25 protein-coding genes are annotated in these 24,591 nt (G+C 64.7%); 16 read left to right on the forward strand and 9 right to left on the reverse strand.

Annotated elements, in window-relative coordinates:
* The first annotated feature begins 3 nt into the window (after nucleotides 1–3).
* The 13 genes from C1I89_RS28140 to C1I89_RS28200 all read left to right on the forward strand — a co-directional run bounded on the left by C1I89_RS28140 (nucleotide 4) and on the right by C1I89_RS28200 (nucleotide 12,933).
* Nucleotides 4–402, forward strand: a complete 399-nt coding sequence (locus C1I89_RS28140) for a TIGR03750 family conjugal transfer protein (protein ID WP_033947744.1) — start codon at nucleotides 4–6, stop codon at nucleotides 400–402.
* Entirely contained in the window at nucleotides 399–1,079 is a 681-nt protein-coding gene (locus tag C1I89_RS28145; RefSeq protein ID WP_033947742.1) for a PFL_4703 family integrating conjugative element protein, read from the forward strand. The genes C1I89_RS28140 and C1I89_RS28145 overlap by 4 nt, the downstream gene beginning before the upstream one ends.
* On the forward strand, nucleotides 1,076–1,978 hold the full coding sequence (locus tag C1I89_RS28150) for a TIGR03749 family integrating conjugative element protein (protein ID WP_102775616.1): 903 nt from the start codon (nucleotides 1,076–1,078) through the stop codon (nucleotides 1,976–1,978). Before C1I89_RS28145 ends, C1I89_RS28150 begins: the two co-directional genes overlap by 4 nt.
* Nucleotides 1,968–3,368, forward strand: a complete 1,401-nt coding sequence (locus C1I89_RS28155; RefSeq protein ID WP_033947735.1) for a TIGR03752 family integrating conjugative element protein — start codon at nucleotides 1,968–1,970, stop codon at nucleotides 3,366–3,368. Before C1I89_RS28150 ends, C1I89_RS28155 begins: the two co-directional genes overlap by 11 nt.
* Nucleotides 3,349–3,783, forward strand: a complete 435-nt coding sequence (locus C1I89_RS28160; protein ID WP_033947732.1) for a TIGR03751 family conjugal transfer lipoprotein — start codon at nucleotides 3,349–3,351, stop codon at nucleotides 3,781–3,783. The genes C1I89_RS28155 and C1I89_RS28160 overlap by 20 nt, the downstream gene beginning before the upstream one ends.
* Nucleotides 3,783–6,659 (forward strand): conjugative transfer ATPase, encoded by a 2,877-nt coding sequence (locus tag C1I89_RS28165; RefSeq protein ID WP_102775617.1) that lies wholly within the window; start codon nucleotides 3,783–3,785, stop codon nucleotides 6,657–6,659. The genes C1I89_RS28160 and C1I89_RS28165 overlap by 1 nt, the downstream gene beginning before the upstream one ends.
* A gap of 33 nt (nucleotides 6,660–6,692) precedes the next feature.
* Complete coding sequence (locus C1I89_RS28170; protein WP_052151334.1) at nucleotides 6,693–7,433, forward strand: DsbA family protein; 741 nt, start codon at nucleotides 6,693–6,695, stop codon at nucleotides 7,431–7,433.
* Nucleotides 7,434–7,605: 172 nt separating this feature from the next.
* Nucleotides 7,606–8,112: a RadC family protein gene (gene radC / locus C1I89_RS28175; RefSeq protein WP_079384585.1), complete on the forward strand. Its 507-nt coding sequence runs from the start codon at nucleotides 7,606–7,608 to the stop codon at nucleotides 8,110–8,112.
* A gap of 182 nt (nucleotides 8,113–8,294) precedes the next feature.
* On the forward strand, nucleotides 8,295–8,720 hold the full coding sequence (locus tag C1I89_RS28180; protein ID WP_033947725.1) for a TIGR03757 family integrating conjugative element protein: 426 nt from the start codon (nucleotides 8,295–8,297) through the stop codon (nucleotides 8,718–8,720).
* Complete coding sequence (locus C1I89_RS28185) at nucleotides 8,717–9,646, forward strand: TIGR03756 family integrating conjugative element protein (protein WP_033947724.1); 930 nt, start codon at nucleotides 8,717–8,719, stop codon at nucleotides 9,644–9,646. The genes C1I89_RS28180 and C1I89_RS28185 overlap by 4 nt, the downstream gene beginning before the upstream one ends.
* Nucleotides 9,647–9,656: 10 nt before the next feature.
* Nucleotides 9,657–11,051, forward strand: coding sequence for an integrating conjugative element protein (locus tag C1I89_RS28190; RefSeq protein ID WP_033947723.1), 1,395 nt, complete (start codon nucleotides 9,657–9,659; stop codon nucleotides 11,049–11,051).
* The gene (locus C1I89_RS28195) at nucleotides 11,048–11,398 is read left to right on the forward strand and encodes a hypothetical protein (RefSeq protein WP_033947722.1); all 351 of its coding nucleotides are present in this window, start codon (nucleotides 11,048–11,050) and stop codon (nucleotides 11,396–11,398) included. The genes C1I89_RS28190 and C1I89_RS28195 overlap by 4 nt, the downstream gene beginning before the upstream one ends.
* 14 nt (nucleotides 11,399–11,412) lie before the next feature.
* Entirely contained in the window at nucleotides 11,413–12,933 is a 1,521-nt protein-coding gene (locus C1I89_RS28200; RefSeq protein WP_102775618.1) for a conjugal transfer protein TraG N-terminal domain-containing protein, read from the forward strand.
* Nucleotides 12,934–12,943: 10 nt separating this feature from the next.
* Here C1I89_RS28200 and C1I89_RS28205 read toward each other — a convergent pair whose 3' ends face one another.
* Genes C1I89_RS28205 through C1I89_RS28215 form a run of 3 tightly spaced genes read right to left on the reverse strand, consistent with a single transcriptional unit; the run spans nucleotide 12,944 to nucleotide 14,112 of the window.
* Nucleotides 12,944–13,309, reverse strand: coding sequence for a DUF3742 family protein (locus tag C1I89_RS28205; RefSeq protein ID WP_102775663.1), 366 nt, complete (start codon nucleotides 13,307–13,309; stop codon nucleotides 12,944–12,946).
* A gap of 27 nt (nucleotides 13,310–13,336) precedes the next feature.
* Entirely contained in the window at nucleotides 13,337–13,795 is a 459-nt protein-coding gene (locus C1I89_RS28210; protein WP_102775619.1) for a type II toxin-antitoxin system YhaV family toxin, read from the reverse strand.
* A complete protein-coding gene (locus tag C1I89_RS28215; protein WP_033947861.1) occupies nucleotides 13,795–14,112 on the reverse strand; it encodes a type II toxin-antitoxin system PrlF family antitoxin in 318 nt (105 codons plus the stop codon). The genes C1I89_RS28210 and C1I89_RS28215 overlap by 1 nt, the downstream gene beginning before the upstream one ends.
* A 309-nt stretch (nucleotides 14,113–14,421) precedes the next feature.
* On the opposite strand from C1I89_RS28215, the gene mobH reads away from it, so the two are divergent.
* Complete coding sequence (gene mobH, locus C1I89_RS28220) at nucleotides 14,422–16,254, forward strand: MobH family relaxase (protein WP_102775620.1); 1,833 nt, start codon at nucleotides 14,422–14,424, stop codon at nucleotides 16,252–16,254.
* A gap of 173 nt (nucleotides 16,255–16,427) precedes the next feature.
* Here the strand turns inward: mobH and C1I89_RS28225 are convergent, their stop codons facing one another.
* The 5 genes from C1I89_RS28225 to C1I89_RS28245 all read right to left on the reverse strand — a co-directional run bounded on the left by C1I89_RS28225 (nucleotide 16,428) and on the right by C1I89_RS28245 (nucleotide 21,015).
* Nucleotides 16,428–17,222, reverse strand: a complete 795-nt coding sequence (locus C1I89_RS28225; RefSeq protein WP_102775621.1) for an SDR family NAD(P)-dependent oxidoreductase — start codon at nucleotides 17,220–17,222, stop codon at nucleotides 16,428–16,430.
* Nucleotides 17,219–18,184: an aldo/keto reductase gene (locus tag C1I89_RS28230; protein ID WP_102775622.1), complete on the reverse strand. Its 966-nt coding sequence runs from the start codon at nucleotides 18,182–18,184 to the stop codon at nucleotides 17,219–17,221. Before C1I89_RS28230 ends, C1I89_RS28225 begins: the two co-directional genes overlap by 4 nt.
* A 118-nt stretch (nucleotides 18,185–18,302) precedes the next feature.
* Entirely contained in the window at nucleotides 18,303–19,190 is an 888-nt protein-coding gene (locus C1I89_RS28235; RefSeq protein ID WP_219929616.1) for a LysR family transcriptional regulator, read from the reverse strand.
* Between the two features lie 31 nt (nucleotides 19,191–19,221).
* On the reverse strand, nucleotides 19,222–20,226 hold the full coding sequence (locus C1I89_RS28240; protein WP_102775624.1) for a glutathione S-transferase family protein: 1,005 nt from the start codon (nucleotides 20,224–20,226) through the stop codon (nucleotides 19,222–19,224).
* 369 nt (nucleotides 20,227–20,595) lie between these two features.
* Complete coding sequence (locus tag C1I89_RS28245; RefSeq protein ID WP_102775625.1) at nucleotides 20,596–21,015, reverse strand: winged helix-turn-helix transcriptional regulator; 420 nt, start codon at nucleotides 21,013–21,015, stop codon at nucleotides 20,596–20,598.
* 88 nt (nucleotides 21,016–21,103) lie between these two features.
* On the opposite strand from C1I89_RS28245, the gene C1I89_RS28250 reads away from it, so the two are divergent.
* Both C1I89_RS28250 and C1I89_RS28255 read left to right on the forward strand, forming a co-directional pair.
* Nucleotides 21,104–21,952, forward strand: a complete 849-nt coding sequence (locus C1I89_RS28250; protein WP_146196951.1) for an SDR family oxidoreductase — start codon at nucleotides 21,104–21,106, stop codon at nucleotides 21,950–21,952.
* Nucleotides 21,945–22,613 carry a cytochrome b gene (locus C1I89_RS28255; protein WP_102775627.1) on the forward strand — a complete coding sequence of 223 codons (669 nt, stop codon included), beginning with the start codon at nucleotides 21,945–21,947 and terminating at the stop codon, nucleotides 22,611–22,613. The genes C1I89_RS28250 and C1I89_RS28255 overlap by 8 nt, the downstream gene beginning before the upstream one ends.
* A gap of 50 nt (nucleotides 22,614–22,663) precedes the next feature.
* Here C1I89_RS28255 and C1I89_RS28260 read toward each other — a convergent pair whose 3' ends face one another.
* Nucleotides 22,664–24,571, reverse strand: coding sequence for an esterase/lipase family protein (locus C1I89_RS28260; RefSeq protein ID WP_258231544.1), 1,908 nt, complete (start codon nucleotides 24,569–24,571; stop codon nucleotides 22,664–22,666).
* Nucleotides 24,572–24,591 lie beyond the last annotated feature (20 nt).

Raw genomic sequence — 24,591 nt, forward strand, 5'->3', positions numbered from 1 at the left:
CCCATGTCCGAGCTTCAGCACATCCGGGCGGACGGCACGGTGGGGTTCCTGCCGCACCGGCTCAATCGCCACCCCGTGGTGGTGCGCGGCCTGACGGCGGACGAGCTATGGGTCTGCTGCGGCCTGTCCGGCGCGGGCGGGTTGCTGGCCGGCGTGCCGCTGGCCTGGCTGTTCTCGACCATCGCGATCGCGCCCACCTTCATCGTGTTGGGTGTCGCCTTCGGCGTGTTCGTCGGCGGCGGCATCCTGCGCCGACAGAAACGAGGCAGGCCCGATACCTGGTTGTATCGGCAACTGCAATGGCGCATCGCGACCCGCTATCCGCTGGTGGCTGGCTGGATCGGCGGCCACGCGTTGATCACGCGCTCGGGCCGCTGGTCGAACCGGAGGGCTGCGCGATGAGCCGCTTCCGGAACGAAGTCGCGCACCTGCAGGCACACATCAAGACCCTGCGCCTGGGTGTCGGCGCGTTGCTGCTGATCGCGCTGGTGATGGGTGGCGGCTGGTGGAGCGCGCCGCGCGACCTGACCATTCATGTACCGCCCGACCTGCGTTCCGGCAGCACCCGGCCCTGGTGGGACGTGCCGCCGGAAAGCGTCTATGCCTTCACGTTCTACGTGTGGCAGCAGCTGCATCGCTGGCCCACCAACGGTGAAGAGGACTACGCGCGGAACCTGCATGCACTGTCGCCATACTTCACGCCCGCCTGCCGTGCCTTCCTGCAGGCCGACTACGACTATCGCCGCAGTACCGGCGAACTGCGCCAGCGGGTGCGCGGCGTGTACGAGATTCCAGGGCGCGGCTACGGCGACAACCCGACCGCGCGCGTGCGCACGGTGTCCGATCGCAACTGGGTGGTGACGCTCGATCTCAGTGCAGACGAGTACCACGGGCCGGAACAGGTCAAGCGCGCACTGGTGCGCTACCCGATCAAGGTCGAGCGCTCGGACGTCGATCCGGCGCGCAATCCCTTTGGCCTCGCCCTCGACTGCTACGACGGTGCGCCACAGCGCATCGCTGCGCCCACACCCGAACCCCCGGCCCGCGGCGGTCTGGGCCAGCAAGGAGACTCCCCATGAAGACCCGCCTTCTCGTCTGGCTGGGCATGCTGGCCTGCACGCTGGTACCCATGGCGCATGCCGTGGAGATCCTGCACTGGGAGCGGCTGCCGCTGGCCGTGCCTTTGCAGGTCGGCGAGGAACGCATCGTGTTCGTGGATCGCAATGTGCGCGTCGGCGTGCCGGCGAGCGTGGGCGACCGATTGCGCGTGCAAAGTGCCGGCGGTGCGATCTATCTGCGCGCCAGCGAACCGATCGAGCCGACGCGGCTGCAACTTCAGGATGCGTACAGCGGCGCACTGATCCTGCTGGATATCGCCGCCGAACCGGCCCAGGACGGCGAGCCGCCGCTGGAGCCGGTACGCATCGTCGAGGGCAACGCCACGCCGCAGCGCTATGGCCAGACGCAGGCGGCCGGCGCGGCTGCACCGTCTCCGGAGCAGGCACGCTCGCCCCGGCGCGAAACACCGGTGCCGGTGGTGCTGACCCGCTATGCGGCCCAGAGCCTGTATGCACCGCTGCGCACCGTGGAGCCCGTGCCGGGCGTCATGCGCGTGAACCTGCGCCGCGACCTGCCGCTGGACACCTTGCTGCCGACCCTGCCGCTGCACGCCAAGGCGCTGGCGGCATGGCGGCTGGAAGATCAGTGGGTGACCGCCGTGCGGCTGACCCATGCCGGTAGCGGCTGGATCGATCTCGATCCGCGCGCCCTGCAGGGGGATTTCCTCACCGCCACCTTCCAGCATCCGATGCTCGGCCCGCGCGGCACGCCGGAGGACACCACGGTCGTCTATCTGGTCACGCGCGGTCGCGGCCTGCCGCAATCGCTGCTGCCGGCGATCCATCGCTTCGACCCGGCTGCGCTGCTGCCGCAGGCCGTCCCCGGTCACGACGTCAAGGAGTCCGGCGATGCGCAGTAATGGCTTGCTCAAATGGCTGGTGCTGCCGGTCGCCTTGCTGGTGCTGTTCTTCGGCATCCGGTTGTTCTCCGGCGGCGGCGATCAGCCTCGCCCCATCGTTGATGTTGACCCGCAGCTCACCGCCGAGGAGATGCAGGCACTCGGCATCGAAGGCGACACGCCCCGCGATACCGTCGCCACGTTGGTGGCGCAGGTGCGGCAACTGCGCACTGAGTTGCAGACAGCGACGGCGGACAACCGCACCCAGCGCGAGGAGAACCAGCGCCTGCGCCAGCGCGAAAGCGCGATCGACCAGCGTATCGACACGGCCCTGGAAGCCGAACGCACCGCATTGCGCCGTGACCAGGAGCGGCTGGCCGGCGAGCGCCGGCAGACCGAAGGCCTGTTGCAGGATCTGCAGCGCCGGCTGGAGAACATCGGTGGTGGCGGCCATGCCGATCTGCCGGTCGGGCTGGGGCTGCGCGAAGGCGATGGCGACAGTTTCGCTGGCGAGGGCATTCGCTGGGTGGAACCGGATGACGCCAGGCAGACCGACGGGCGCACGGGTACAAGCCTGAGCTTCCCGACCAGCTTCGGGCCGGCGCAGAAGACACTGGAGACCACCGTCGAACATGTGGCCGATGCCGGTGCCAGGGCGGCCGGCGTCAAGACGGCTCAGCCGGTCTACACCGTACCGACGAACTCCACCCTGATGGGCTCGGTGGCGATGACCGCGCTGATCGGTCGGGTTCCTATCGATGGCACCGTCAACGACCCATTTCCGTTCAAAGTCCTCGTCGGCCCGGACAACCTGACCGCGAACGGGATTGATATCCCGGATGTCGCTGGCGCGGTATTCAGCGGTACGGCCAGTGGCGACTGGACCTTGTCATGTGTCAGGGGACAGGTGCGTTCGATCACATTCGTCTTTCATGACGGCACCGTTCGCACCATTCCAGAAGACAACGAACGCAACAGCCAGCAGAACAACCAGCAGGATGGCCTGGGCTGGATCAGCGACCCGTATGGGATTCCTTGCGTCAGTGGTGAACGCCGCAGCAATGCGCAGCAGTATCTCGGCACTCAGGCCTTGATTACCGCCGCGGGCGCGGGTGCCGCCTCGCTGATCGAGTCCGACAGTGGCCAGATGTCCTATGTCGGTGCCGACGGCTCGATCGGCACGGTCGGCATCAGCACCAACGAGGCGGTCGGACGCATCCTCGCCGGCGGCGTGCAGGACATGTCGCAGTGGGTGAACCGCCTCTATGGGCAAGCCTTCGCGGCGGTCTATGTCCAGCCGGGCGCCCAGGTCGCCGTCCATCTCGAAAAACCCCTTCACATCGACTACGACCCCGAAGGCCGCCGCGTCGACCATCGTGTAGGAGACGCTCATGCACTCGATCTGGATTAAACCGCTGCTGCTGGTGGCGGTAGTGACGTCGCTGGCCGGCTGCGCCACCAGCAAGGAAGAGCTGATGCCGCACGGTGGCCGCACCATGCAGGACATCTGGCACCAGCAGGCCGGCGACGGCGGCAGCGGCCAGGTCGCCCGCCGCCAGTTGCTCGATGCGCGCCAGAGCCTGCGCCGGCCATTGACGGAGGCGGATGTGCAGGCCGCTCTGGCCGAGCAGATGCGCTACACGCGCACGGCGGCGAACGAGATTCATCACCAGTTCCCGCGGCTGCCGAATCCGGATCTGGTCATGTATGTATTCCCGCACCTGGCTGGCACCGACCCCGTGCCGGTGCCGGGCTATTCGACCGTCTTTCCCTTGTATCAGCGTGTCCAGTACGCGATGCCGGGCGAACGCACGGAGGCGTACTGATGGCCTGGTCGTTGCCCTGGCGCCGGCGTGCTCCCGACGATGCCGCACCGACCAAAGACCGGCAGGACGGCTGGACGCGCTATGTGCGCGCACTGTGCGAGGCCGGTATTCCCGAACCCGGTGCGGCGGTCGCGCAAGACCGTCCGGCCACAGCGGCTGACGAGCAGGCACTGTACGACGTGGCACCGTCGTTCGTCGCGCTGCTGCCGTGGGTCGAGTACCTGCCGGACTCGCAGTGCATGCTGCTTGAGGATGGTGTCTCGGTCGCCGCTTTCTTCGAGTTGACGCCGCTGGGTACCGAGGGCCGCGAGGCCGCCTGGTTGGCGCAGGCGCGCGACGCGCTGGAAAACGCCCTGCAGGACAGCTTCGACGAACTCGATGCGAATCCGTGGGTGCTCCAGCTCTACGCCCAGGACGAGGCCAACTTCGACCAGTACCTGGACACGTTGCGCGGCTACGTCCAGCCGCGTGCCGAGGGCAGTCACTTCACCGAGTTCTACCTGACTTCGTTCGCCCATCACCTGCGCGCCGTCTCCAAGGCCGGTGGACTGTTCGAGGACAGCGTGGTCACGCGCCTGCCGTGGCGCGGCCAGAGCCGGCGTGTGCGCATGGTGGTCTATCGCCGGGCCGAGGGCCAGACCGGTCGCCGCGGCCAGACGCCCGAGCAGGCGCTGAACGTCGTGTGCGACCGCCTGATTGGCGGCTTGTCCAATGCCGGCATCCAGACGCGCCGGATGGGAGCGCCGCAGATCCATGACTGGTTGCTGCGCTGGTTCAACCCCCGGCCCACCATGCTCGGCCCGACGGCACAGGACCGCGAACGCTTCTATCGGCTGGCGACCTATCCGGATGCCTCGGAACCCGACGAAATCGAACTCGCCAGCGGCAAGGATTTCTCGCAGAGGGTGTTCTTCGGTCAACCACGCTCCGACGCCGAGCAGGGACTGTGGTACTTCGATGGCCTGCCGCACCGGGTCATGGTCACCGACCGCCTGCGCACGCCACCAGCCGTCGGCCATCTGACCGGCGAAACGCGCAAGGGCGACGCGATCAACACGCTGTTCGACCAGCTGCCTGAAGGCGCCGTCATGTGCCTGACGCTGGTCGCAACACCGCAGGACGTGCTCGAAGCGCACCTCAATCACCTGGCGAAGAAAGCCGTCGGCGAGACCCTGGCATCCGAACAGGCACTCCAGGACGTGCAGGAGGCGCGTTCGCTGATCGGCAGCGCCCACAAGCTGTACCGCGGTTCGCTGGTGTTCTACCTCTGCGGCGAGGACGAAAACGAGTTGGATCGGCGCGGCCTGCAGCTCACCAACGTGATGCTCAACGCCGGATTGCAGCCTGTCCGTGAAGAGGACGAGGTTGCCCCGCTCAACAGCTATCTGCGCTGGCTGCCTTGCGTCTACCACCCCGGTGCCGACCGCAAGCAGTGGTACACGCAACTGATGTTCGCCCAGCACGCGGCCAACCTGTCGCCGGCATGGGGACGCAGTCAGGGTACGGGCAGGCCCGGCATCACCTTGTTCAATCGCGGCGGTGGCGTGATCACGTTCGATCCGTTCAGCAGGTTGGACCGGCAAATGAACGCCCACTTGTTCCTGTTCGGCCCCACGGGCTCGGGCAAGTCGGCCACGCTCAACAACATCCTCAACCAGGTGGCCGCGATCTATCGCCCACGCATGTTCATTGTGGAAGCCGGCAACTCCTTTGGATTGCTGGCTGACTTCGCCGCTCGGTTGGGCCTGTCGGTGAATCGGGTCAAGCTCGCGCCCGGCTCGGGCGTGAGCCTCGCGCCGTTCGCCGATGCGCGCCGGTTGATTGAGGCACCAGGCGACGTGCAGACGCTGGATGCCGATGCGCTGGACGAAGAAAAATCCGCCGATCAGTCCGCCGTCGATGCGGACGAGCAGCGCGATGTGCTTGGTGAGCTTGAGATCACCGCGCGACTGATGATCACGGGTGGTGAAGACAAAGAGGAAGCCAGGCTGACGCGTGCCGATCGCTCCTTGATCCGCCAGTGCATTCTGGACGCCGCCCGCCACTGTGTCGCACAAGACCGTGATGTACTCACTCGCGACGTGCGTGATGCGCTGCGTGATCGCGGAAACGATTCGAGCCTGCCCGAGAGCCGGCGCACACGTTTGCTGGAGATGGCAGATGCCATGGACATCTTCACGCAAGGCTCGGACGGCGAAATGTTCGACCGCCCAGGCACGCCCTGGCCGGAAGCCGACATCACGGTCGTCGATCTCGCCACCTATGCCAGGGAGGGCTACAACGCCCAGCTCTCGATTGCCTACATCTCGCTCATCAACACCGTCAACAACATCGCGGAACGCGATCAGTTTCTCGGTAGGCCGATCCTCAACGTGACAGACGAAGGCCACGTCGTCACGAAAAATCCTTTGCTCGCGCCCTACGTAGTCAAGATCACCAAAATGTGGCGGAAGCTAGGCGCTTGGTACTGGCTGGCGACGCAAAATATCGACGATCTGCCCAGGGCGGCGGAGCCGATGCTCAATATGATTGAGTGGTGGCTGTGTTTGAGTATGCCCCCGGACGAAGTGGAGAAGATCGCACGTTTTCGTGAGTTGAACCCGGCCCAGAAGGCCCTGATGCTCTCGGCCAGGAAGGAAGCCGGGAAATTCACCGAGGGCGTCATTCTCTCCAAGAACATGGAGGTGCTGTTCAGGGCCGTACCGCCAAGCCTCTACCTGGCGTTGGCCCAGACCGAACCCGAAGAAAAAGCCGAGCGATACCGGCTCATGCAGCAGTTCGGCATCAGCGAGCTGGAAGCGGCGCTCAAGGTGTCCGAGAACATCGACCGGGCACGCGGCATCGAGCCGTTGCCATACGCCGATCTGCTCTCCTGACTCCCGGAGCACGCCATGCCTCCCCATCGCTCAATGAACCCATCACCGTCCGCACGCCGCCGGCGCTGCCTGCGCCTGTTGCTGTGCGCCATCGGCGTGCTTGTGGTGCTGCTGTTCGCGCTGCTCGCCGTGGTGCTGCGCGAGAACTCCGGCGCCGCGCCTTCCCCGGTCGCCCAGCACCACCCGGGCGGCCCGCCGTGGCGCCATGGCCAGACAGACGCCCGTTTCGTGCTGACGTTCTACGCCGACCTGGAATGCCCGTTCTGCAAGGACTACTACCCAAGTCTGAAGACCTGGATCGACCAGCAGAGCGATATCAGCTTGCAGTGGCATCACCTACCGCTGGCAGCGCACGAGCCGGCTGCCTCGGAGCTGGCGGGCCTGGCCGAATGTGCGGGTGAAACCGGCGGGCATGAAGCGTTCTTCGATGCCGTCGGTTGGCTGTACCAGCACACGCGCAGCGGCGGCCAGGGACTCCCCGAGGGGAGTCGCTACCCAGGACTGACGCCGGCGTTGCAACACTGTCTGGACAGCGGGCGTCCGCAGGCCATCGTGCGCTCCCAGGCCGAACAAGGTGCGCACGGCGGCATCACAGCCACCCCCAGCCTGCGCCTGGAGGATCGCCAGAGCGGACGGTCGCTGCTTCTGCAAGGGCCGGTCGAAGGCGATGCACTGCTGTCCGCGATGGATCTTCTGATGGGCGACGCACCGGACGCGGCTCCGGCGCGCGCCGCAGGTTTGTCCGCCATCGACGATGGCGACATGCCCAGGTAGCCGAGGTCTTCGAGGCTACGGCGTAGCACTGCTGCGCTGACCTTCGTTCGCAACGCATCCCGAGGCGAACGGCCAGCGTCCGCGCTGGTGGATGTGTGGTTTTTTCATTTCGTCATGCCCATGGAGGTTCCGCCTCCGTAGGGGTGCCTCCGCTCATCTATTGGAGGTTCCCATGACCGACGTACTGACTCTCGAAGACTCCTGTACCGAGTTGGACCACGATCCCGTCGCTGTCGATACGCACGAAGACAGGATCGTTCAACAGGCAATTGCGCTGCTGGAGCGACGCATGTTCAAGGCGGGTGCCGCCTTGCGAAACCCGAGCGACGTGTGCGACTACCTGCGTTTGATGCTCGTCGGCGAACCCAATGAAATCTTCGCCGTCCTGCTCCTCGACACACGCCACCAGGTGCTGGCCTACGAGCCGCTGTTCCGCGGCACGATCGATGGCGCATCAGTCTATCCCCGGGTGGTCGTCCAGCGTGCGCTGGCAGCCAATGCCGCCGCCGTCATCTTCGCGCACCAGCACCCCTCGGGGAACTCAGAGCCCAGTGCTGCCGATCGCGCGATTACCCGCCGACTCAAGGATGCTCTGGATCTGATCGACATCCGGGTGCTGGATCATTTCATCATCGGCGAGGGCCGACCGTACTCCTTTGCCGAGAACGGCTTGCTGTAGCCGCACCTGAGCGGGTTTGCCAAGCCCCATCCCACGCATGGACCTGTCCCCAGGTCCATGCGCCTTTTTACTTCCTTTGTCTCACCAGAAAACAGGGCTTGCCACAGTGCGCATTGTTCGTGGTGCGCATCTGCACCATGGGTTCGACTACCGGGGTCGATTCACTCCGAGACACGAGCCCCATGCACGCCTTTCTTGCACACCTCGGCCAGACACTGGCCCTTTCGGCGCTGCTGCTGGTCACCGGCAACGTGGCCGCAGCGGAGATCTGGATCGTGACGGATACCCGCCACCCGGTGGCCGGCGCCCAGGCAGCGGATCGCATCATCCAGCTCGACGCGGCGCAGGCCATCGAGGCGGAACTGTCGGCCCGGTTGCCGAACGATCCGCAACAGGCCGCGGCGCTCGTCCAGCGACGCCTGAACGACGGTGGCCACGCATTGCAACAGCGCATGCGGGAGGCTTACCAGGGCGTGACCGATGCCTGGAGCCTGGGCATCACCAGCATTCCGGCGGTGATCGTCGATCAGCGTTACGTCGTGTACGGGGAAGACGACCTCGACCAGGCGCTGGCCCGCATCGAGCGTTACCGGGAGGAGCAACCATGATTTCCCGTCGCCTGCGGCTCGGTGCCGCCGCCGCGCTGCTGTGCAGCGCCACTTCGAGCTTCGCCCTCAACACCGCCACCATCATCTCCTCGACCCTGTCGCCGGACTGCCTCGAATACCGGGTCACCGGGATCTGCTACTGGCTGTACTGCTCCCTGTCGGGCTGCTCGGTGCGCACTTCCATCAAGGTCAGGCATTACGTTCCCGACGCCGTGGTGTCGAGCTACTCGAATACCGGCGAGAACCCGTGGGTCGAGGTGCGCGCGATGAGCCAGCCCAATCCCACAGCCCAGGCAGGCGGCGATGGCACGACCAACGAGGATCACGAAAACAATCTGGCGAAGTTCAAGAACGCCGACGTTATCGGCCATCCGGGCGGCCAGGTGTTCAGCCAGTTCGCCTCGGCCTCCGGCTACATCTGCCAGGGCGCCGGCACTGCCTTCATGCCGTACTTGCTCAGCACCTTCGACACGCTGGCCTGGCGCTACAACGTACCCGAGGCCGTGTATCCCGAGGCACTGATCCCCGGTATGCGCGAGATCGGCACACGCTCCGGGCTGAATCTGTGGGGCAACGTCTATCCCAGGGGCGGCTTCCTGCACCAGGCCGACGACTACAAGGCCGGCGCGGTCGTTGCACAGCGCGCCGGCGACATCGTGACCCGCCGCGGCCAGCTGCATGTGTACCAGCCACTGCTGACCAACGCGCGCGACGGCTACTGGCCGGCCGGCGCGTTGATCGAAAGCGACGCCAGCACCGGCAAGTGGCAGCGGCTGACACCACGTCTTTCCAACACCTGCACCGTGTTTCCCCATGCCGGGTCGCTGCCCCAGGCACAACAGGGCGACTACGCCTGGGCGCTGTGGCGCCCGTACAGCTGCTGCCAGCGCCGCGGACAGGTGTTCCTCGGCAGCGTGGATTTCTGAGGATCTCGCCATGAAACATCCCAAGCTGACGACTCCACACCGCCTCGCACACCTCTGGCGTCCTGGTGCGCTGGCCTGCGCACTGGCCGTTGCCAGCGGCCTGGTGCTTGCCCAGAGCGGCGGCTTCCAGACCAGCGGCAGCGTGATTGGCGACGAGGTCATGTACTCGATCGGTGGCGGAAATGCCGTCTCAATGAGCGATGCGGCCGGCATGCGCTCCCTCGGGGTCGGAGTCGGGTGGAACAGCAACCTGGTCTGCGGCGACATGAGCATCAGCACCACGATCCAGAACCAGCTCAACGGGCTGACGAATGGATTTCAGAACATCATGAGCAACGTGATCCAGAGCGCGACCAGCGCCGTTGCCTCGCTTCCGGCACTGATCATCCAGAGGGCCGACCCGGGCTTGTATAACTTGTTGACCAATGGCGTCCTCCAGGCGAGGTTGGATTTTGATCGCTCCAAGTTGACCTGCAGGTCGATGGCCGAACGCATGGCCGACATGGCGGGTGGTCAGCTTGGCTGGAGCCAGATGGCGGAAGGCATGGCGTTGCGCGATGCCGTTTCGAGCACGGATGCGGTGTCAGCGATCGAGCAGGCTGAGACGCGCCGGGGCAACGACGGCGTACCGTGGGTCGGCGGCAGCAACGCTGGCGGCACTGGCCAGCCGTCGATCAAGGTGGTGGGCGACGTGACGCGCGCGGGCTACAACCTCTTGAACGGGCGCAGCGCGACCGATACGTCCGCCATCGATCCGACCAGCTGCAACAGTCTGGCCTGCCAGACCTGGGCCTCGCCGCAGGAGGCCGTCGAGTGGGCCACGCGGGTGCTGGGTGAACAGGAGCAGCGCACCTGCGATGCCTGCACCAAGACTGAAACCGTGCCGGGCGTGGGCCTGACGCCTTTGATCCAGGAAGAGTACGACACCAAGCTGGAAGTGCTGCAGGAGCTGGTCAGTGGCGCACGCAACACGACCTTCGAGAACCTGCGCGAGGCCGGCAGCGTCTCGCTGCCGATCACCCGCGGCGTCATCGAAGCCCTGCGCGACGAGCCGGATCAGCACGTCCTGGCGCAACGCCTGGCCTCGGAAGTAGCGCTCGCGTCGGTGTTGGAGAAAGCCTTGCTGCTGCAGCGCACCTTGCTGACCGGGCGCAAGGAACCGAACGTCGCCGCCAACCAGTTGGCGACGGCTGCCGTCGATCAGGAAAGCGACACGCTCGACCGGGAGATCTCCAACCTCAAGACCGAGCTCGAACTGCGCCGTACGCTCGCCAACAACTCGCCCATGACGATCATCCAGCGCCATGGAACCAGGGCCGCCGGTTCTCGGGGTGTCTATGAGGGCGACCCCGTGCCGGATCGCCTCGACCAGCTGCAGCGGGCCAATCCGGGAGGCACGCCATGAGCCCGACCTGGCTTTGGCCGCGCTGGCTGTTCAACCGCAGGGTGGGAAAGCTGCTGCTGTGGACGGCGCTGCTACTCGTGGCGGCCGTGGCCGCCAATATCGCGGGCATCCACTACCTCGGCAGCGTTGTCGGATGGGAGCGCTGGCTCGCCGAGGCCTCCGGCTATTTTTTCCTGTGGCGGCTGTGCCTCTACGGGGCTACGGGCTACGGCTGGATCTGGATGCGCCGGCGCCTGCTGGCGCGCGAGTCCGGCACGGAAGCCAGGCGTCGCCTCCTGCGCGCGGAAGTCGCCGGCGTGGCGGGGATCGTCGCGCTCGAAGCCAGCCTGCTGATGCAAGCGGCGTAGCAGGAGACCGGCACATGACGCTGTTCACCACGGACTACCTTGAGTACTACCTGACCCTGCTGGGCTGGGTCATCCACAACGGCATCTGGGCGGTGCTTGTTTCCAGCGGTGTGTTCGCCATTCCCTTCGTGGCGATCATCGTTCAGGAATGGCTCCGGGCACGATCCGAAGGCGCGGATGAAGGCAACAAGGGCGCACTGTCCTCGGTGCGCATCGAGAACCGCGTCTGGGTGGCGATCGTCGTGGTGATGTTCGCCGGCATCCCCTTCATCGACGTCGACCTCAACACCATCAAGTACGACCAGGCTCGCTCGGCGCAATGCCAGGTGAGCGTGCCCGAGCCCGGCGAAACCGGCTGGTCGCAATCGTTCAGCACGCTCAACAACCAGAGCGCGCGTGTACCGGTATGGTGGGCGTTCATGCACGCGCTGTCTCGCGCGATCACCGGCGCGTCGGTCGCCGCCATTCCGTGCGGAACCGACCTGCGGCAGATCCGCATGGAGGTCAATGCCACACGCATCGACGACCCGGTCTTGGCACAGGAAGTCGCCGACTTCACCCACGACTGCTACGGCCCCTCGCGCGCCAAGCTGTTCATGAATCGCCCGAATCTCGACGAAGCCCAGATGCACGACGTCACCTGGATCGGCTCGCGGTTCTTCCTCAACAACCCCGGCTACTACGACACCTACCGCGCCAGAACACCGCGCGATGGCTGGGCCTACGACAGCAACCGGGATGCCGGCCTGGCACAGGTGCCGAGCGGCGCCGGCTATCCGACCTGCCGCCAGTGGTGGAACGACAGTGGCAACGGCTTGCGCGCACGCCTGCTGGATCAAGTCGATCCCAGCCTGCTCAACCGTCTGGCCGGCTGGGCCGGCTTCCTGAGCCGCACCGAAGTGGATGACTCGGTAATCCGCACCATTGCCTCGCCGCGTCAGCAGAAGCTCAATCAGGGCAGCGTCTATACCGACTATGGCGGACAGATCGACAAGACGCTGCCGAACGTCATCAACCGCGCCGCCAGTGACGTCGGGATGTCGGTTGGTGGGCTTGCCTATTTCCCGGCAATGGACGTCGTGCGCCAAGCCTTACCCATGGTGCTGGCGTTCCTGAAGATGGCGTTGGTGATCTGCATCCCGATGGTATTGCTGATCGGCACCTACGACCTGAAGACCGTTGTCACGCTCACCGTCGTCCAGTTTGCGTTGTTCTTCACCGACTTCTGGCTGCAACTGGCGCGCTGGATCGACAGCACGATCCTTGATGCGCTTTACGGCTGGGGGTTCGGATGGAACCGCCCGCATACCAACTTCGATCCGCTGATCGGCCTGAACAACACGTTTGGCGACATGCTGCTGAACTTCGTGATGGGCGCCATGTTTCTGATACTGCCCGGGTTCTGGATCGCGGCGCTGGGATGGGTCGGCTTTCGCGCAGGGCAGGCCATTCAAGGCATGGCCGAAGGCACCAAGGGAGGCGCACAGGCTGGCGGTAAAGGTGCCAGCGCCATGACGGGCGGGAAGCTCAAGTAGACCTTGAACCTCAGTCGTCCTTGTAGTCGACGTGGGTGTGGTCGTTGTAGAGGTTGGGGTCGTATCCCGGCGTGTTGCGAAGTTCGTCCATGTCGGTGAAGGGCCAGACGTCTTCGTCCGGGGTGTTCGCTGCCGAGGCCCAGGCAGCCACGATGGCGAACACCAACAGCAGCGCCAGCCAGAATGCCGTATAGAGCAGCACCCCCAGCGCAGCGAGCTTGACGATCCACACCAGCGCGGTCGCGACACCGGTCGGCACGCCAGCCGAAGCCAGCCACGCGATTACCCGGCGCTCGCGGCGCACGTAGCCCCGCCAGCCGCGGCCGAGCCAGCGACCGAAGCGTTCTGCGGTATTGCTACGGGGTCGTGTGTTCATGATCGTCACCTGTTGCATGTGAGGTAGCTATTCCAGTTTGCTCCAATCCGATTTGCTTGCCCTTACCAATGCGCTCCATTCGTCTGGCGGATTCCCGCGTCCGAGCATCTTCTCAAATACGGCGTACGGGTCTGACTTGCTTCCCGATGACCGTAAGGTCTGGCCGTCGTTGACCCAGGCATACACGATGACTTTTGCCTTCGAGTCGTACCGGAAGAACAGCCGATACCGTCTTCCGATCTTGGCCCGCCGCCAGTGACGATAAGCCGGCCCCATGGTGTTGCCCTGACGGTACTCGTCGCGCGCTGGATCACCCGGCACCACGTCTTGCATCAAATGAATCAAAGCCCGGAAGAACTTGACGTTGGCATTGGACGCGAAACCCTCCGGGTCGTTCTCTTGCGCGCGCAGTACAGCCGCTCGCAGCTTCATCAACTGTTCGATCAGGTTGTCATGAAACAGCAGCGTCCAGCCATGCTGTTGCATCAGATTTCCACGTCTTCATCGAAATCATCGCCCAAGACCACGTTGTGGCCCGCATGCTCCAGCATCGTGCGAGCCAGATCCTCCGGGAGCCCACGAACATTCCGGCCAGCTTCGATATCGCGGGCCAGCAGGCTCAAGAACGCTGCAATGGCTGGGTCTTCGTGTTCGGCGTCGGCGCGGGTCACGACGACTTCGCCATCACGCAGGTCAAACGCAACCTTGCCGCCGGTGTCCACGCCGAGGGCTTGCCGGATGGACTTAGGCAGCGTGATCTGGCCTTTGGAGGTTAGTGTGGCGACTTCATGTATGGCAGGCATGGCAACTCTCCCAATAGAGATGCCGTCATTGTAAGGAATTATCCTTACGTTGTCAATGTAAGGGTTCATGGTGTCCCTCCGAATCCAATGGTGGCCCATCGTAGAGCGAGAACAGCCAGCCTTCTCGTATCAAACCGGCTTCGCCACACCCCGCATTGACGATGGACGATCAATATCCGCCGCTCTATACCAAAAGGCTGTTAAAGGCCGAAGGGCTGAAAGGCGGGAAGGGAATGGGGTGCAAGGGGAAAGGCCCTACCTCGAAAAGGCGAAAAGGCCCCCCGGCCGGCCCATCACCAGGACACTCGCATGCTCTCCCTGTTCCAGCGAAAACGGATCTCGGTCACTGCCGCTCCGTCGCCGGCACCCGCCGCCGATCTTCCCAAAGGGCTGCTGCAGCCCGAGCCGGCCGCGTCCTTGCTGGCGACGCCGCGCCGGCAGAAGCTGCTGGAACACATCTGGCAGCGCACATCGCTATCGCGCAAACAGTTCGCCACTTTGTATCGCGCACCGCTGGAGCACTACGCCGAGCTGGTCCAGCAGTTTCCCGCTTCGGAGAGCCATCACCATGCTTACCACGGCGGCATGCTCGATCACGGGCTGGAAATCATCGCCTACGCGCTCAAACTGCGACAGTCCCACCTGCTGCCGGCTGGCGCTCCCCCCGAAGACCAGGCAGCCCAGTCAGAAGCTTGGACGGCGGCTATCGCCTACGCGGCGTTGCTCCACGATATCGGCAAGATTGCCGTCGACCTTCACGTCGAGTATGAGGATGGCGGCGTTTGGCACCCCTGGCATGGGCCACTGACACGCCCATACCGCTTTCGCTACCGGGATGACCGCGAGTACCGCCTGCATGGTGCCGCCACAGGATTGCTCTACCATCAACTGCTCGATGGCGACGTTCTCGACTGGCTCAGTGGCTACCCCGCACTGTGGGCATCACTGCTCTATGTGCTGGCCGGTCAGTACGAACATGCAGGCATCCTGGGAGAGCTCGTCATCCAGGCCGACCGCGCCTCGGTGGCCCAGGAACTGGGAGGAGATCCCGCCCGCGCCATGGCCGCACCCAAACACGCCCTGCAGCGCAAGTTGATCGATGGCTTGCGTTACCTGCTGAAGGAAGAGTTGAAGCTGAACCAGCCCCAGGCTTCGGATGGCTGGCTCACTGAGGATGCCTTGTGGTTGGTCAGCAAGACAGTCTCTGACAAACTGCGCGCCCATCTGTTGTCCCAGGGTATCGACGGCATTCCCTCCAACAACAGCGCCGTTTTCAACGTCCTGCAGGAACATGGCATGCTGCAGCCGACGCCCGATGGCAAGGCCATCTGGCGTGCCACGGTCAGCAGCGAGGCCGGTTGGTCACACAGCTTTACGCTGTTGCGGCTGTCGCCGGCGCTGATCTGGCAGCCGGCTGAGCGGCCTGAACCCTTCGCCGGGACGGTGATAGTGGAGGCGGCTGCCGAGGCTGACACTCTCGAACAACCGGCGACTGGCACGGATGATGCCCCGAGCAGCATCAGAACTGAGGCCGACAGCGCTCACCCTGTCGCCAGACAGCCGCCTCCCGAAGCTACGCCTGCCGACGCCGCGATGGACGATCTGCTGTCCCTGCTCGCGGTACCCGCGCAGGAGAGCGATGGCGAGCGGGAGCAGCCCATCCTAGACAACAGCGCCCCGTCGATACCTCCCACCGTACAACCCACGGACACCGACGCCAGTCCGCCGAAGCGGGCGCCTGAAGCCCTTGGCAGCATGGAACCGTCCGGCGAGCATTTCATCGCCTGGCTCCAGCAAGGCATCCAGGCTCGGCGGCTCATCATCAACGACGCCAAGGCGCTGGTGCATACCGTGGCCGATACCGCCTACCTCGTCAGTCCTGGCTTGTTCCAGCGTTACGCCCAGGAGCACCCTTCCATCGCGGCGCTCGCCAAACAGGACAAGGTGCAGGACTGGCAATGGATACAGAAGCGCTTCGAGAAACTGCAACTGCATCGCAAGCAGGCCTGCGGCCTGAACATCTGGACCTGCGAGGTCACTGGGCCGAGAAAATCCCGCCGCCTTCATGGGTACCTTCTGGATGACGCTGGCCTGTTGTTTTCGGAGACGCCACCGAATAATCCTTACCTGTCGATCATCTAAAGAACATTTCTGTGAGCATCACTCGTTCTGAACTGGGAGGCGGTCACCCAGTGCAGGATTCGTGTGATCGAGTCGTAGTTCCAGTTGGAGTCCTTCAACATGGAGCGACTTCCTGCCCTTCTTTTTGTCTCAATGTCGTTGTGCCTGCGAATGGCCGTCCGTGATCTCGATCATCACGTGGTTCCCTCCACGATCCCGCCTTCGACCCGCAACGCGGCCCCGGTCGTCGCGCTCGAAAGCGGCGAGGCGACATATACGCAGAGATTCGCCACCTCCTCCGGCGCGGCGAAGCGTCCGATCAGGGACGACGGCCGGTTCTCCACGATGAATCTCTCCTCCATTTCCCCGGCCGGAATGCCGCGCTGCCGGGCGAGATCGGCGAGGAACTCGCCGACATTGTCTGTCCGGGTCGGCCCCGGCAGGACGGCATTAGCGGTCACGCCCGTACCCGCCAACGCCTTCGCGTAACCGCGCGACAAGGCCTGAAGCGCGGCCTTGGATACGCCGTAGTGGACCATCTCGACGGGGATGTTCTGCGCCGACTCGCTGGAGATGAAAATCAGCCGGCCCCAGCCTCTGTCCTTCATGGCCGGCGCGTAATGGCGCGCCAGCCGCGCAGCACTGACGACGTTGACGCCGAAGATCGTTTCCCAATCAGCGTCGTCCAGATCGAAGAGCGGCTTGGCGCCATAGACACCGAGGTTATTGACCAGGATGTCGGCTTCTGGCACGGCCGCGATCAGGACCGCGGCGCCCTCGGGAGTCGCGAGGTCGGCGGCGACGCCGGCGGCGCGGGGTGCCTCCAGCCCGATGTTGATCGCTTCGACCGCGCTGTCCACCGCCGCCTGCGTGCGTCCGGTCACGACCACTCTTGCGCCGGCCTTCGCCAGCCCTTCGGCGATCGCGAAGCCGATGCCGGCGGTCGAGCCGGTGACGATCGCCTGTTTTCCCGTCAGGTCAACGATCATTGCGGCTCTCCCGAGATCGCGCTGGCCTGATCGAGCCGGGAGATATCGTCGGCCGAAAGCGTCAATTGCGTCGAGCGGATCAGGCTTTCGAGCTGGTCGAGGCGGGTCGCGCTGGCGATGGGCGCGGTGACGCCCTCGCGCGCGATGAGCCAGGCGAGCGCCACTTCGGCAGGCGCGGCGCCATGGGCGGCCGCTACCTCGTCGAGCGCCGCAAGGATGCCCAGGCCGCGCGCATCGAGATACCGCTCGATGCCGCCGCCACGCGGGCTCTTGCCCAGATCGTCGGTGCTGCGGTACTTGCCGGTCAGAAAACCGCTGGCGAGGCTGTAATAGGTGATAACACCCAGGCCTTCGGCGATCGCAAGGTCGCGCAGCGCGCCGTCGTAGCTGTCCCGGTCGTAGAGATTGTATTGCGGCTGAAGCACGTCGTAGCGAGGCAGTCCGGCGTCCCTAGCCAGCTGCAGCGCCGAGGCCAACTGCTCGGCCGAATGGTTGGAGGCGCCGACAGCGCGCACCTTGCCGGCCTCGATCAGGCGCTGGTAGGCCTGCAGCGTTTCTTCCAGAGGTGCTTCGGCATCGAACAGATGCGAGAAGTAGAGATCGATGCGATCAGTCTGGAGCCGGCGCAGCGAGTCCTCGACGGCGCGCTCGATCCAGGCCGCGGAAAGGCCCTTCCTGTCCGACGCCAGTTCCATGCCGACCTTGGTGATCAGGATCACGCGGTCGCGGTTGCCGCGTGACTTCACCCATTCGCCGATGATCGTCTCGGACTCGCCGCCGCTGTTGCCCGGCACCCAGGACGAATAGACGTCGGCCGTGTCGATGGTCTCGAAGCCGGCATCGAGGAAGCGGTCGAGCAGCGCGAACGATTGCGCCTTGTCCGCCGTCCAGCCGAAGACATTCCCGCCGAATACCAGCGGTGAGATGGAAAGCCCGGAATTGCCCAGTACTCGCTTTGCCATGGTTGACTTACTCCGTTTGTGGGTAGGTTTGAAAACAAAATCGTTCCGAATCGCGAACCGGACGACACCGCTGCCAAATGATGCGCGAATGCGCCAGCCCGGCCGGGGCACCGTCCGATCACCAGCCGCGTTCCCATTCCGGCCCGCCCTGGAAGCGCAGCGCCAGGAAATCGACCAGCGCGCGCACCTTCAGCGCTAGATGCCGGGCTGGCGGATAGAGGCAATAGACGCCGATAGGCGCATCCTCGTACTCGGTCAGCAGCGGTCGCAGGTGGCTTTTCAGGATGCGTGGCCCAGCGATGAAGCTCGGCACGCAGGCCACGCCCAATCCGCGCTCGGCCGCGGCAGCGCATGCCTCGCCGTTCGAGAAGCGCAACCCCGACACCGGCACGTCGATGCTCCCGCCGACACCGGGCGCGATGAACCGCCAGTGATCCGGGTCGCGGTGATTGGCGTCCATGATGCAGGCATGTCCATGAAGATCCGTGGGATGCCGGGGCGTGCCGTTCGCTGCGAGATAGGACGGCGACGCCGCGACCACCAAGCGAACGTCGCACAGTTTGCGCGCGATCAACGCGCTGTCGCTCAGGAATCCGACCCTGACAGCCGCGTCGAACCCTTCATCGACCAGGTTCACCAACCGGTCGGAAAAGCTGACGTCGAGCCGTATCGCGGGGTACTCGCAGGCGAAATCCAGGAGCGCTGGCGCCAGTTGCAGCGTGCCGAAGGACAGGGGAGCGCTCAGCTTCAGGCGCCCGGAAGGCGTGCCCGACATGCTGCGGACGGCCGCTTCGAGCGCATCCCGCTCGTCCAGCAGTGCCTTGATGCGTTCGTAATAGGCCTGGCCGACTTCGGTGGGCGCCAGTGCGCGCGTCGTCCGCTTGATGAGCTGGACACCCAGGTCGCTCTCCAGACGGGAGACGAGCTTGGAGGCTTGCCCGCCGCTGGTGCCCAGCCGCCTGGCCGCGCGAGCGAAGCTGCCGGTATCGAGCACGGCGACGAACATGCGTTCGCAATCCAGTCTCTCCATGCTCGCTTCAGACCTCCGTTCCCGTTCCGGCGCTGCGTCCGGGCCCCGGCAACACCACCGGGTCAAGCCCCGGTAAATCCGGTCCCAGCGGCACGATGCCATGGGGGTTGAGCGCCCTGATCGAGTAGTAGCCTCGCTTGATGTGCCCGATATCGACCGTCTCGCGAATGCCCGGCATGGCGAGAACGCGCGCAAGATAGGCGCTCAATGCCCGGTAGTCGGCAAGGCGGCGCAGGTTGCACTTGAACAGGCCGTGGTAGGCCACATCGAAGCGCACCAATGTGACGAACAGGCGGATGTCGGCTTCGGTGAAGCGCTCGCCGGTCAGGAACGGTCCCTTCGCGGAAAGCCGCGCTTCCAGGGCGTCGAGCATGCCGAAGACGTCCGCGAACGCTTCTTCGTAGGCGCACTGCGTCGTGGCGAAGCCGGCACGATAGACGCCGTTGTTCAGGCGCGGATAGATCGCCTCGTTAAGACTGTCGATTTCCTCGCGCAGATCCACGGGGTAGAGGTCGATGTCGCCCCGAGCGAAGTCTCCGAAGCCGGTGTTGAACATCCGCAGGATATCGGCCGATTCGTTGTTGACGATTGTGCGGCGTCGTTTGTCCCACAGGACCGGCACGGTAGGCCGGCCCGTGTGATGCGGGTCGGCGGCGGTGTAGATCTCGTGCAGGTGGGCCGCCCCGTTCACAGGGTCGGTGGATTCGGGATCGTCCCCGAACCGCCAGCCCTGCGGGGACAGCTCGGGCTCGACGACGGTCAGCGAAACGACGTCTTCCAGGCCCTTGAGCGCGCGTGCCATCAGCGTTCGCGATGCCCAGGGGCAAATCAGCGCGACATAGAGATGATAGCGGTCCGGTTCGGCCTGAAACCCGCCCTCGCCGGTGGGGCCGGCCTCGCCATCCGCTGTCACCCAGTTGCGGAAGCTGGACGTCTGCCGCACGAACGCACCTTTGCCATCGCTCGCCTGTACCGGCTGCCAGTCTCCAACCCAGTGTCTGTCGACGAGCATCAGGCGGCCCCTCCCGCACCGATCGACGCGACCTGATCGATACTCACGCGCGGTTTCCACAGAGCCTTGCGGACAGGCTCAAAGCCAGGAAGCCAGCGGTGTCCGCCAGCGTGAGGACGACGAGCTTCAACCAGACATGGCGAGCAACAGGATGCGCGGCACGATACACAGCGGCAGAACTTAGTAGGGCAGGAATGAGAATGCATTGCGAGACCATACAGCGACTGTGCGCGAATGACTATCCCGGCAACAAGAAGATGATTGATTCCAGAACGGAAGCAAGGGCCGGGGTCTCCTGCCGTGAGACGCGAACGGTCCGCCGCACAGCGATGGTTGGACTGCTCCGCGGACATCGGCGAACCAGGGGACTCACGTCGTGCGCTTCTTCGATGCCGCCTCCCAATGCTTCGCTATCCTGGGAAAGTTGGTCTCGATCCAGTCGGCCAGAAGACGCACTCTTTCCGCCACTTCATCGCCCAGCGGCGTAAGCCTGTATTCCACATGTGGCGGCATCACCGGATAGGCGCGACGTGAAACGAATCCGTCGGTTTCCAGCCATTGCAGAGTCTGCGCCAGCATGCGTTCGCTGACGCCGCCGACCTTTCGGCGCAGGTCGCTGAAGCGGTAGGTCTCGCCTTCCAGGGCGATCAGCACCAGCACGCCCCAGCGGCTGGTCACGTGCTTCAGCACGTCCCGCGTGGGACAGCCGGGGTCGAGCAGGTCCCCGCGGCGCAGCTTCTCGGAAAGGCCGATCAATGCGGGGGCGACCGGTGCACGCTTCTTCTTCATAACACGTACCTTTGTGTTCGTACTTACGTTTAGTTCGGATGACCGGTACATTGTAGGCATCAATCACTGAAATGAGGAGTGGGCAATGATCATTGCCATCACCGGCGCATCGGGCCACCTTGGGCGTCTTGTTGTCCCCAGACTGAGAGCGGCGCTCCCGACCACCGACATCGTTGCGCTCGCACGCAGCCCTGAAAAGGCGGCCGACCTCGGCGTCGCAGTGCGTGCGGCCGATTACGACAAACCCGACACCCTCGACGCCGCGCTCGCGGGCGCCGACACGCTGCTGCTGATCTCGTCCAGCGACATCGGCAGGCGTGTCGAGCAGCACACGAATGTCATCGCGGCCGCAAAGGGCGCTGGCGTGAAGAGGATCGTCTACACGAGCCTGCTGCATGCCGATACCTCGTCGCTGAGCTTGGCGACCGAGCATGTCGCGACCGAAGCCGCGCTCAAGGATTCAGGGCTTGTCCATACCGTGCTGCGCAACGGCTGGTATTCGGAGAACCACACCGCGTCGATCCCTGCCACCCTCCAGGCAGGATTCTTCGCGGGGAGCGCGGGCGATGGAAGGATTTCGGCGGCGACCCGTGCCGATTTTGCCGACGCCGCCGTGGCCGTGCTCGCCGGCGAAGGTCATGACGGCAAGGTGTACGAGCTTGCCGGCGATGCGCCCTACACGCTGTCCGAGTTGGCGGCCGAGCTGTCCAGGCAGGTTGGCAGAGAGATTCCGTACAGGAACCTGCCGCCCGCCGAGTATGCCGCCCTGCTCCGAGAAGCGGGCATCTCGGATGCCTATGCCGAGGCCATCGCCCAGTTCGACGTGGATGCCTCGACCGGCGCATTGTTCGATGACGGACGCGAGCTTTCCCGCCTGATCGGCCGTCCGACCACGCCGCTCGCGGACGCCGTGGCCGAGGCGCTTGCGAATGGCTGATGAAGAACACGTCGCTGGCAACCACGGTGGCGACGCCGAAGAAGGGAAAAGCCCCATGAGTCCTGCCGATCCCAAAGCCGCCATCCTGCGCTACAACACGCTGGCGATCCTGTTCCACTGGACGACGGTGGCGCTGTTTCTTACCACGTACATCGCTGTCTACTACCGCATCTGGTTCACCGAGCGCGGCGAACCGGCCAACCTCGTGGCCATGCGCATCCACACCATCACCGGCGTGGCGATCGGACTGATCGTGATCCTGCGGCTGATCTGGCGCAGGGTCGCGCCGCCGCCCGGGTTTCCGCACGGGCAGCGGGTCGAACACCTTGCCGCCACGGCGATGCACTGGGTGCTCTATTTCTTCATGATCGTCATGCCGATCACCGGCTACCTGGGCCTGCGCGCGCCGCTGGGCTGGATCGATATCCCGAAGTTCGACGACACCGCGCTCTATGCCTGGCTGGTGACCGAGCGCCTCGGGCTGACCTGGGAACAATGGGAAGCGCCCATCGACTGGTTCCACCAGACTGCAGGCGCCTTCGTCATATGGGCGCTGATTCTCATCCACGCCGCAGCCGCGCTCTATCACCACTATGTCAGGAAGGACGGCGTTCTCGTGAGGATGGTTCCGAACCTGCGGACGCGTCGCCCGGGCAAATAGTCAGGCGGGGCTCTTCAGCGGATGGCAGCTGTCCATCACTGCGTGGCGCGCTAGCGCTCTTCCCGCAGAGCCATGTCCTCTCCCAGAATGCGTTGAATCTCCAGTATCGCGGCCGCGTTTTGCTGCACGCTATGACCTGAAATGCTGACTTTCTCGGATTGAGCTCCGGGAAGGTGGGCGCTGCGGTAAGGCACGAGGCCGTCATCGGAATCAACGAGGGCCACTTCGGGGTCAGCCTGGGCCACGATCGAGTGATAGTTCACCTGGGCAGAGATGGGAAAGTCCGCTGCCGCGCGCACGAAAGGATCGTTCTCGTCGAGGTTGTCGACGCTATTGGGGATATGCCCCAGGCTTTCGTGGCTGCTGGCCGCCGCATTGGGCGCCAGTGTGTGGGCGAGTTCTTCGAGCACCGTAACCGGGAAGCGAATGAATCCCGCCATCCAGCGCCCCAGGCGTCCACCTGCGACCGATGTGCCCCGGTGCGGTGCTGCGATGAAGATGGCGCGACTGACATGCGGGAAGGGCTCGAAGCGCAACATCGGATCTATGCGCTTGATCTGCTGCTGCGTCAGCCGACTGTGATCAGCAGCCAGCTGCACCAGCGACTGATCGGTTGACGACACCATCAACCGTGCGATGACGCCGCCCATGCTATGCCCCACCAGCACGAGGTCGGACGATGCCGGTGCCTGGCCGGAAGGATCGAAATGCGCCAGCGTATCCCCGAGCGCCCTGCGAATCATCGCGTGGTTCAATGCGATTGGCATGTTGGTGGGATAGTAGACCTGCCAGATCTGGTAATGCTGACGCAGGGCCTCATCGCCCAGGATTTCGTTGGCGAGTTCCACCCAGGCTTCCGGACTGCTGGCCAGTCCGTGGAGCATGACGATGACCCGCCTGTTCGGGTCATAGGGCTGCATCAGGTAGACGTGCGGACGGTCGATTCCACCCTCGCGCCCAAGCAGGCTGCGCAGCGACTGCCGGTTGAAGTTGGCGCGGGCCAGCCACAGTCCGTAGCCGGCGGTGAAATTGGCCGCCAGCGGTACGCGCTGCCCGCGCAGCATGATGGCCGACTCCACATAGGGGTCATGCACCGTCAAACGGACAGTGCGGGTATGCAGCACGCTGTCCAGGTCGTCTCCGTCCGGGTGCAGCAGAATCGTCATGGACGGCGCGGGCATCTCGCTCCAGGGTAGAGGCTGCTGATTGCGTTTGGCCGCTGGACGGCCATCCCGGGTGGGGGCGGAAGTCAGGGGTTCGTCCGGCATGACCGCCACCAGCTCGGCGCCGAAACCGTCGCGCCGGTAGAGGCTGCGCAGTCCGCGGAAAGACAGGGACGAGGCTGGCAGGAGTTCGGCTGGCACCGCCGTACTGCCCGGCAAGCGCGCGCTGCGCATATCCAGCTGCAGCTCCCAGCCTGCAATGTTCCAGCGGGTCTGCGCTGGCAACTGCGTAGACATTTGTTGCCGAACCTCGAACATCCCGGTGGCGGCACGTTCGACCGCATAGTTATACCAATCCCGCACTTGCGTCTGGCGATCCTCGAAGGCTCGCTCCCCAGGCGTATGGTCACCGAAGAACAGGTAGGCATAGGCATAACGAATGGTCTCAAGCCAGGCGGCTTGCTGCTCTGATCCGGGCTTCATGGCCTGAGCCTGCGCCAGCCACAGTTCGGACAGTGCAGCCAGGCGTCGATCCGCGGCAACGCCGGTCACGGCGGCCAGGGCCTCGACGCAATCCGCTGAGATCGGTTTTGCGCAAGCCTGCGCATCCAATGCCGCCACCCTGATGGTCTGGGTCGTCGCATCGCTGAGTTTGCCGCGTGTCAGGATATCGCCGCGCTTGAGTTCGATGGCCTCGCCCGCATCCAGTGTATGAACCTCAACCACTGGGCCGAACTCACGCAGGATCGAGCAGCCCCCCAGCAACAGCGGGGCAATGACGAGCCACACTGCCATGCGGCAAGACTGCTGGAACC

Source organism: Achromobacter pulmonis, from assembly GCF_002885955.2.
GTDB classification, from domain to species: Bacteria; Pseudomonadota; Gammaproteobacteria; order Burkholderiales; family Burkholderiaceae_B; genus Achromobacter; species Achromobacter pulmonis_A.

Bases quoted from the DNA above. Each gene is read 5' to 3' on its own strand.
- C1I89_RS28140 (WP_033947744.1), top strand. From the start codon at position 4: ATGTCCGAGCTTCAGCACATCCGGGCGGACGGCACGGTGGGGTTCCTG.
- C1I89_RS28145 (WP_033947742.1), top strand. From the start codon at position 399: ATGAGCCGCTTCCGGAACGAAGTCGCGCACCTGCAGGCACACATCAAG.
- C1I89_RS28150 (WP_102775616.1), top strand. From the start codon at position 1,076: ATGAAGACCCGCCTTCTCGTCTGGCTGGGCATGCTGGCCTGCACGCTG.
- C1I89_RS28155 (WP_033947735.1), top strand. From the start codon at position 1,968: ATGCGCAGTAATGGCTTGCTCAAATGGCTGGTGCTGCCGGTCGCCTTG.
- C1I89_RS28160 (WP_033947732.1), top strand. From the start codon at position 3,349: ATGCACTCGATCTGGATTAAACCGCTGCTGCTGGTGGCGGTAGTGACG.
- C1I89_RS28165 (WP_102775617.1), top strand. From the start codon at position 3,783: ATGGCCTGGTCGTTGCCCTGGCGCCGGCGTGCTCCCGACGATGCCGCA.
- C1I89_RS28170 (WP_052151334.1), top strand. From the start codon at position 6,693: ATGAACCCATCACCGTCCGCACGCCGCCGGCGCTGCCTGCGCCTGTTG.
- radC (WP_079384585.1), top strand. From the start codon at position 7,606: ATGACCGACGTACTGACTCTCGAAGACTCCTGTACCGAGTTGGACCAC.
- C1I89_RS28180 (WP_033947725.1), top strand. From the start codon at position 8,295: ATGCACGCCTTTCTTGCACACCTCGGCCAGACACTGGCCCTTTCGGCG.
- C1I89_RS28185 (WP_033947724.1), top strand. From the start codon at position 8,717: ATGATTTCCCGTCGCCTGCGGCTCGGTGCCGCCGCCGCGCTGCTGTGC.
- C1I89_RS28190 (WP_033947723.1), top strand. From the start codon at position 9,657: ATGAAACATCCCAAGCTGACGACTCCACACCGCCTCGCACACCTCTGG.
- C1I89_RS28195 (WP_033947722.1), top strand. From the start codon at position 11,048: ATGAGCCCGACCTGGCTTTGGCCGCGCTGGCTGTTCAACCGCAGGGTG.
- C1I89_RS28200 (WP_102775618.1), top strand. From the start codon at position 11,413: ATGACGCTGTTCACCACGGACTACCTTGAGTACTACCTGACCCTGCTG.
- C1I89_RS28205 (WP_102775663.1), bottom strand. From the start codon at position 13,309: ATGAACACACGACCCCGTAGCAATACCGCAGAACGCTTCGGTCGCTGG.
- C1I89_RS28210 (WP_102775619.1), bottom strand. From the start codon at position 13,795: ATGCAACAGCATGGCTGGACGCTGCTGTTTCATGACAACCTGATCGAA.
- C1I89_RS28215 (WP_033947861.1), bottom strand. From the start codon at position 14,112: ATGCCTGCCATACATGAAGTCGCCACACTAACCTCCAAAGGCCAGATC.
- mobH (WP_102775620.1), top strand. From the start codon at position 14,422: ATGCTCTCCCTGTTCCAGCGAAAACGGATCTCGGTCACTGCCGCTCCG.
- C1I89_RS28225 (WP_102775621.1), bottom strand. From the start codon at position 17,222: ATGATCGTTGACCTGACGGGAAAACAGGCGATCGTCACCGGCTCGACC.
- C1I89_RS28230 (WP_102775622.1), bottom strand. From the start codon at position 18,184: ATGGCAAAGCGAGTACTGGGCAATTCCGGGCTTTCCATCTCACCGCTG.
- C1I89_RS28235 (WP_219929616.1), bottom strand. From the start codon at position 19,190: ATGTTCGTCGCCGTGCTCGATACCGGCAGCTTCGCTCGCGCGGCCAGG.
- C1I89_RS28240 (WP_102775624.1), bottom strand. From the start codon at position 20,226: ATGCTCGTCGACAGACACTGGGTTGGAGACTGGCAGCCGGTACAGGCG.
- C1I89_RS28245 (WP_102775625.1), bottom strand. From the start codon at position 21,015: ATGAAGAAGAAGCGTGCACCGGTCGCCCCCGCATTGATCGGCCTTTCC.
- C1I89_RS28255 (WP_102775627.1), top strand. From the start codon at position 21,945: ATGGCTGATGAAGAACACGTCGCTGGCAACCACGGTGGCGACGCCGAA.
- C1I89_RS28260 (WP_258231544.1), bottom strand. From the start codon at position 24,571: ATGGCAGTGTGGCTCGTCATTGCCCCGCTGTTGCTGGGGGGCTGCTCG.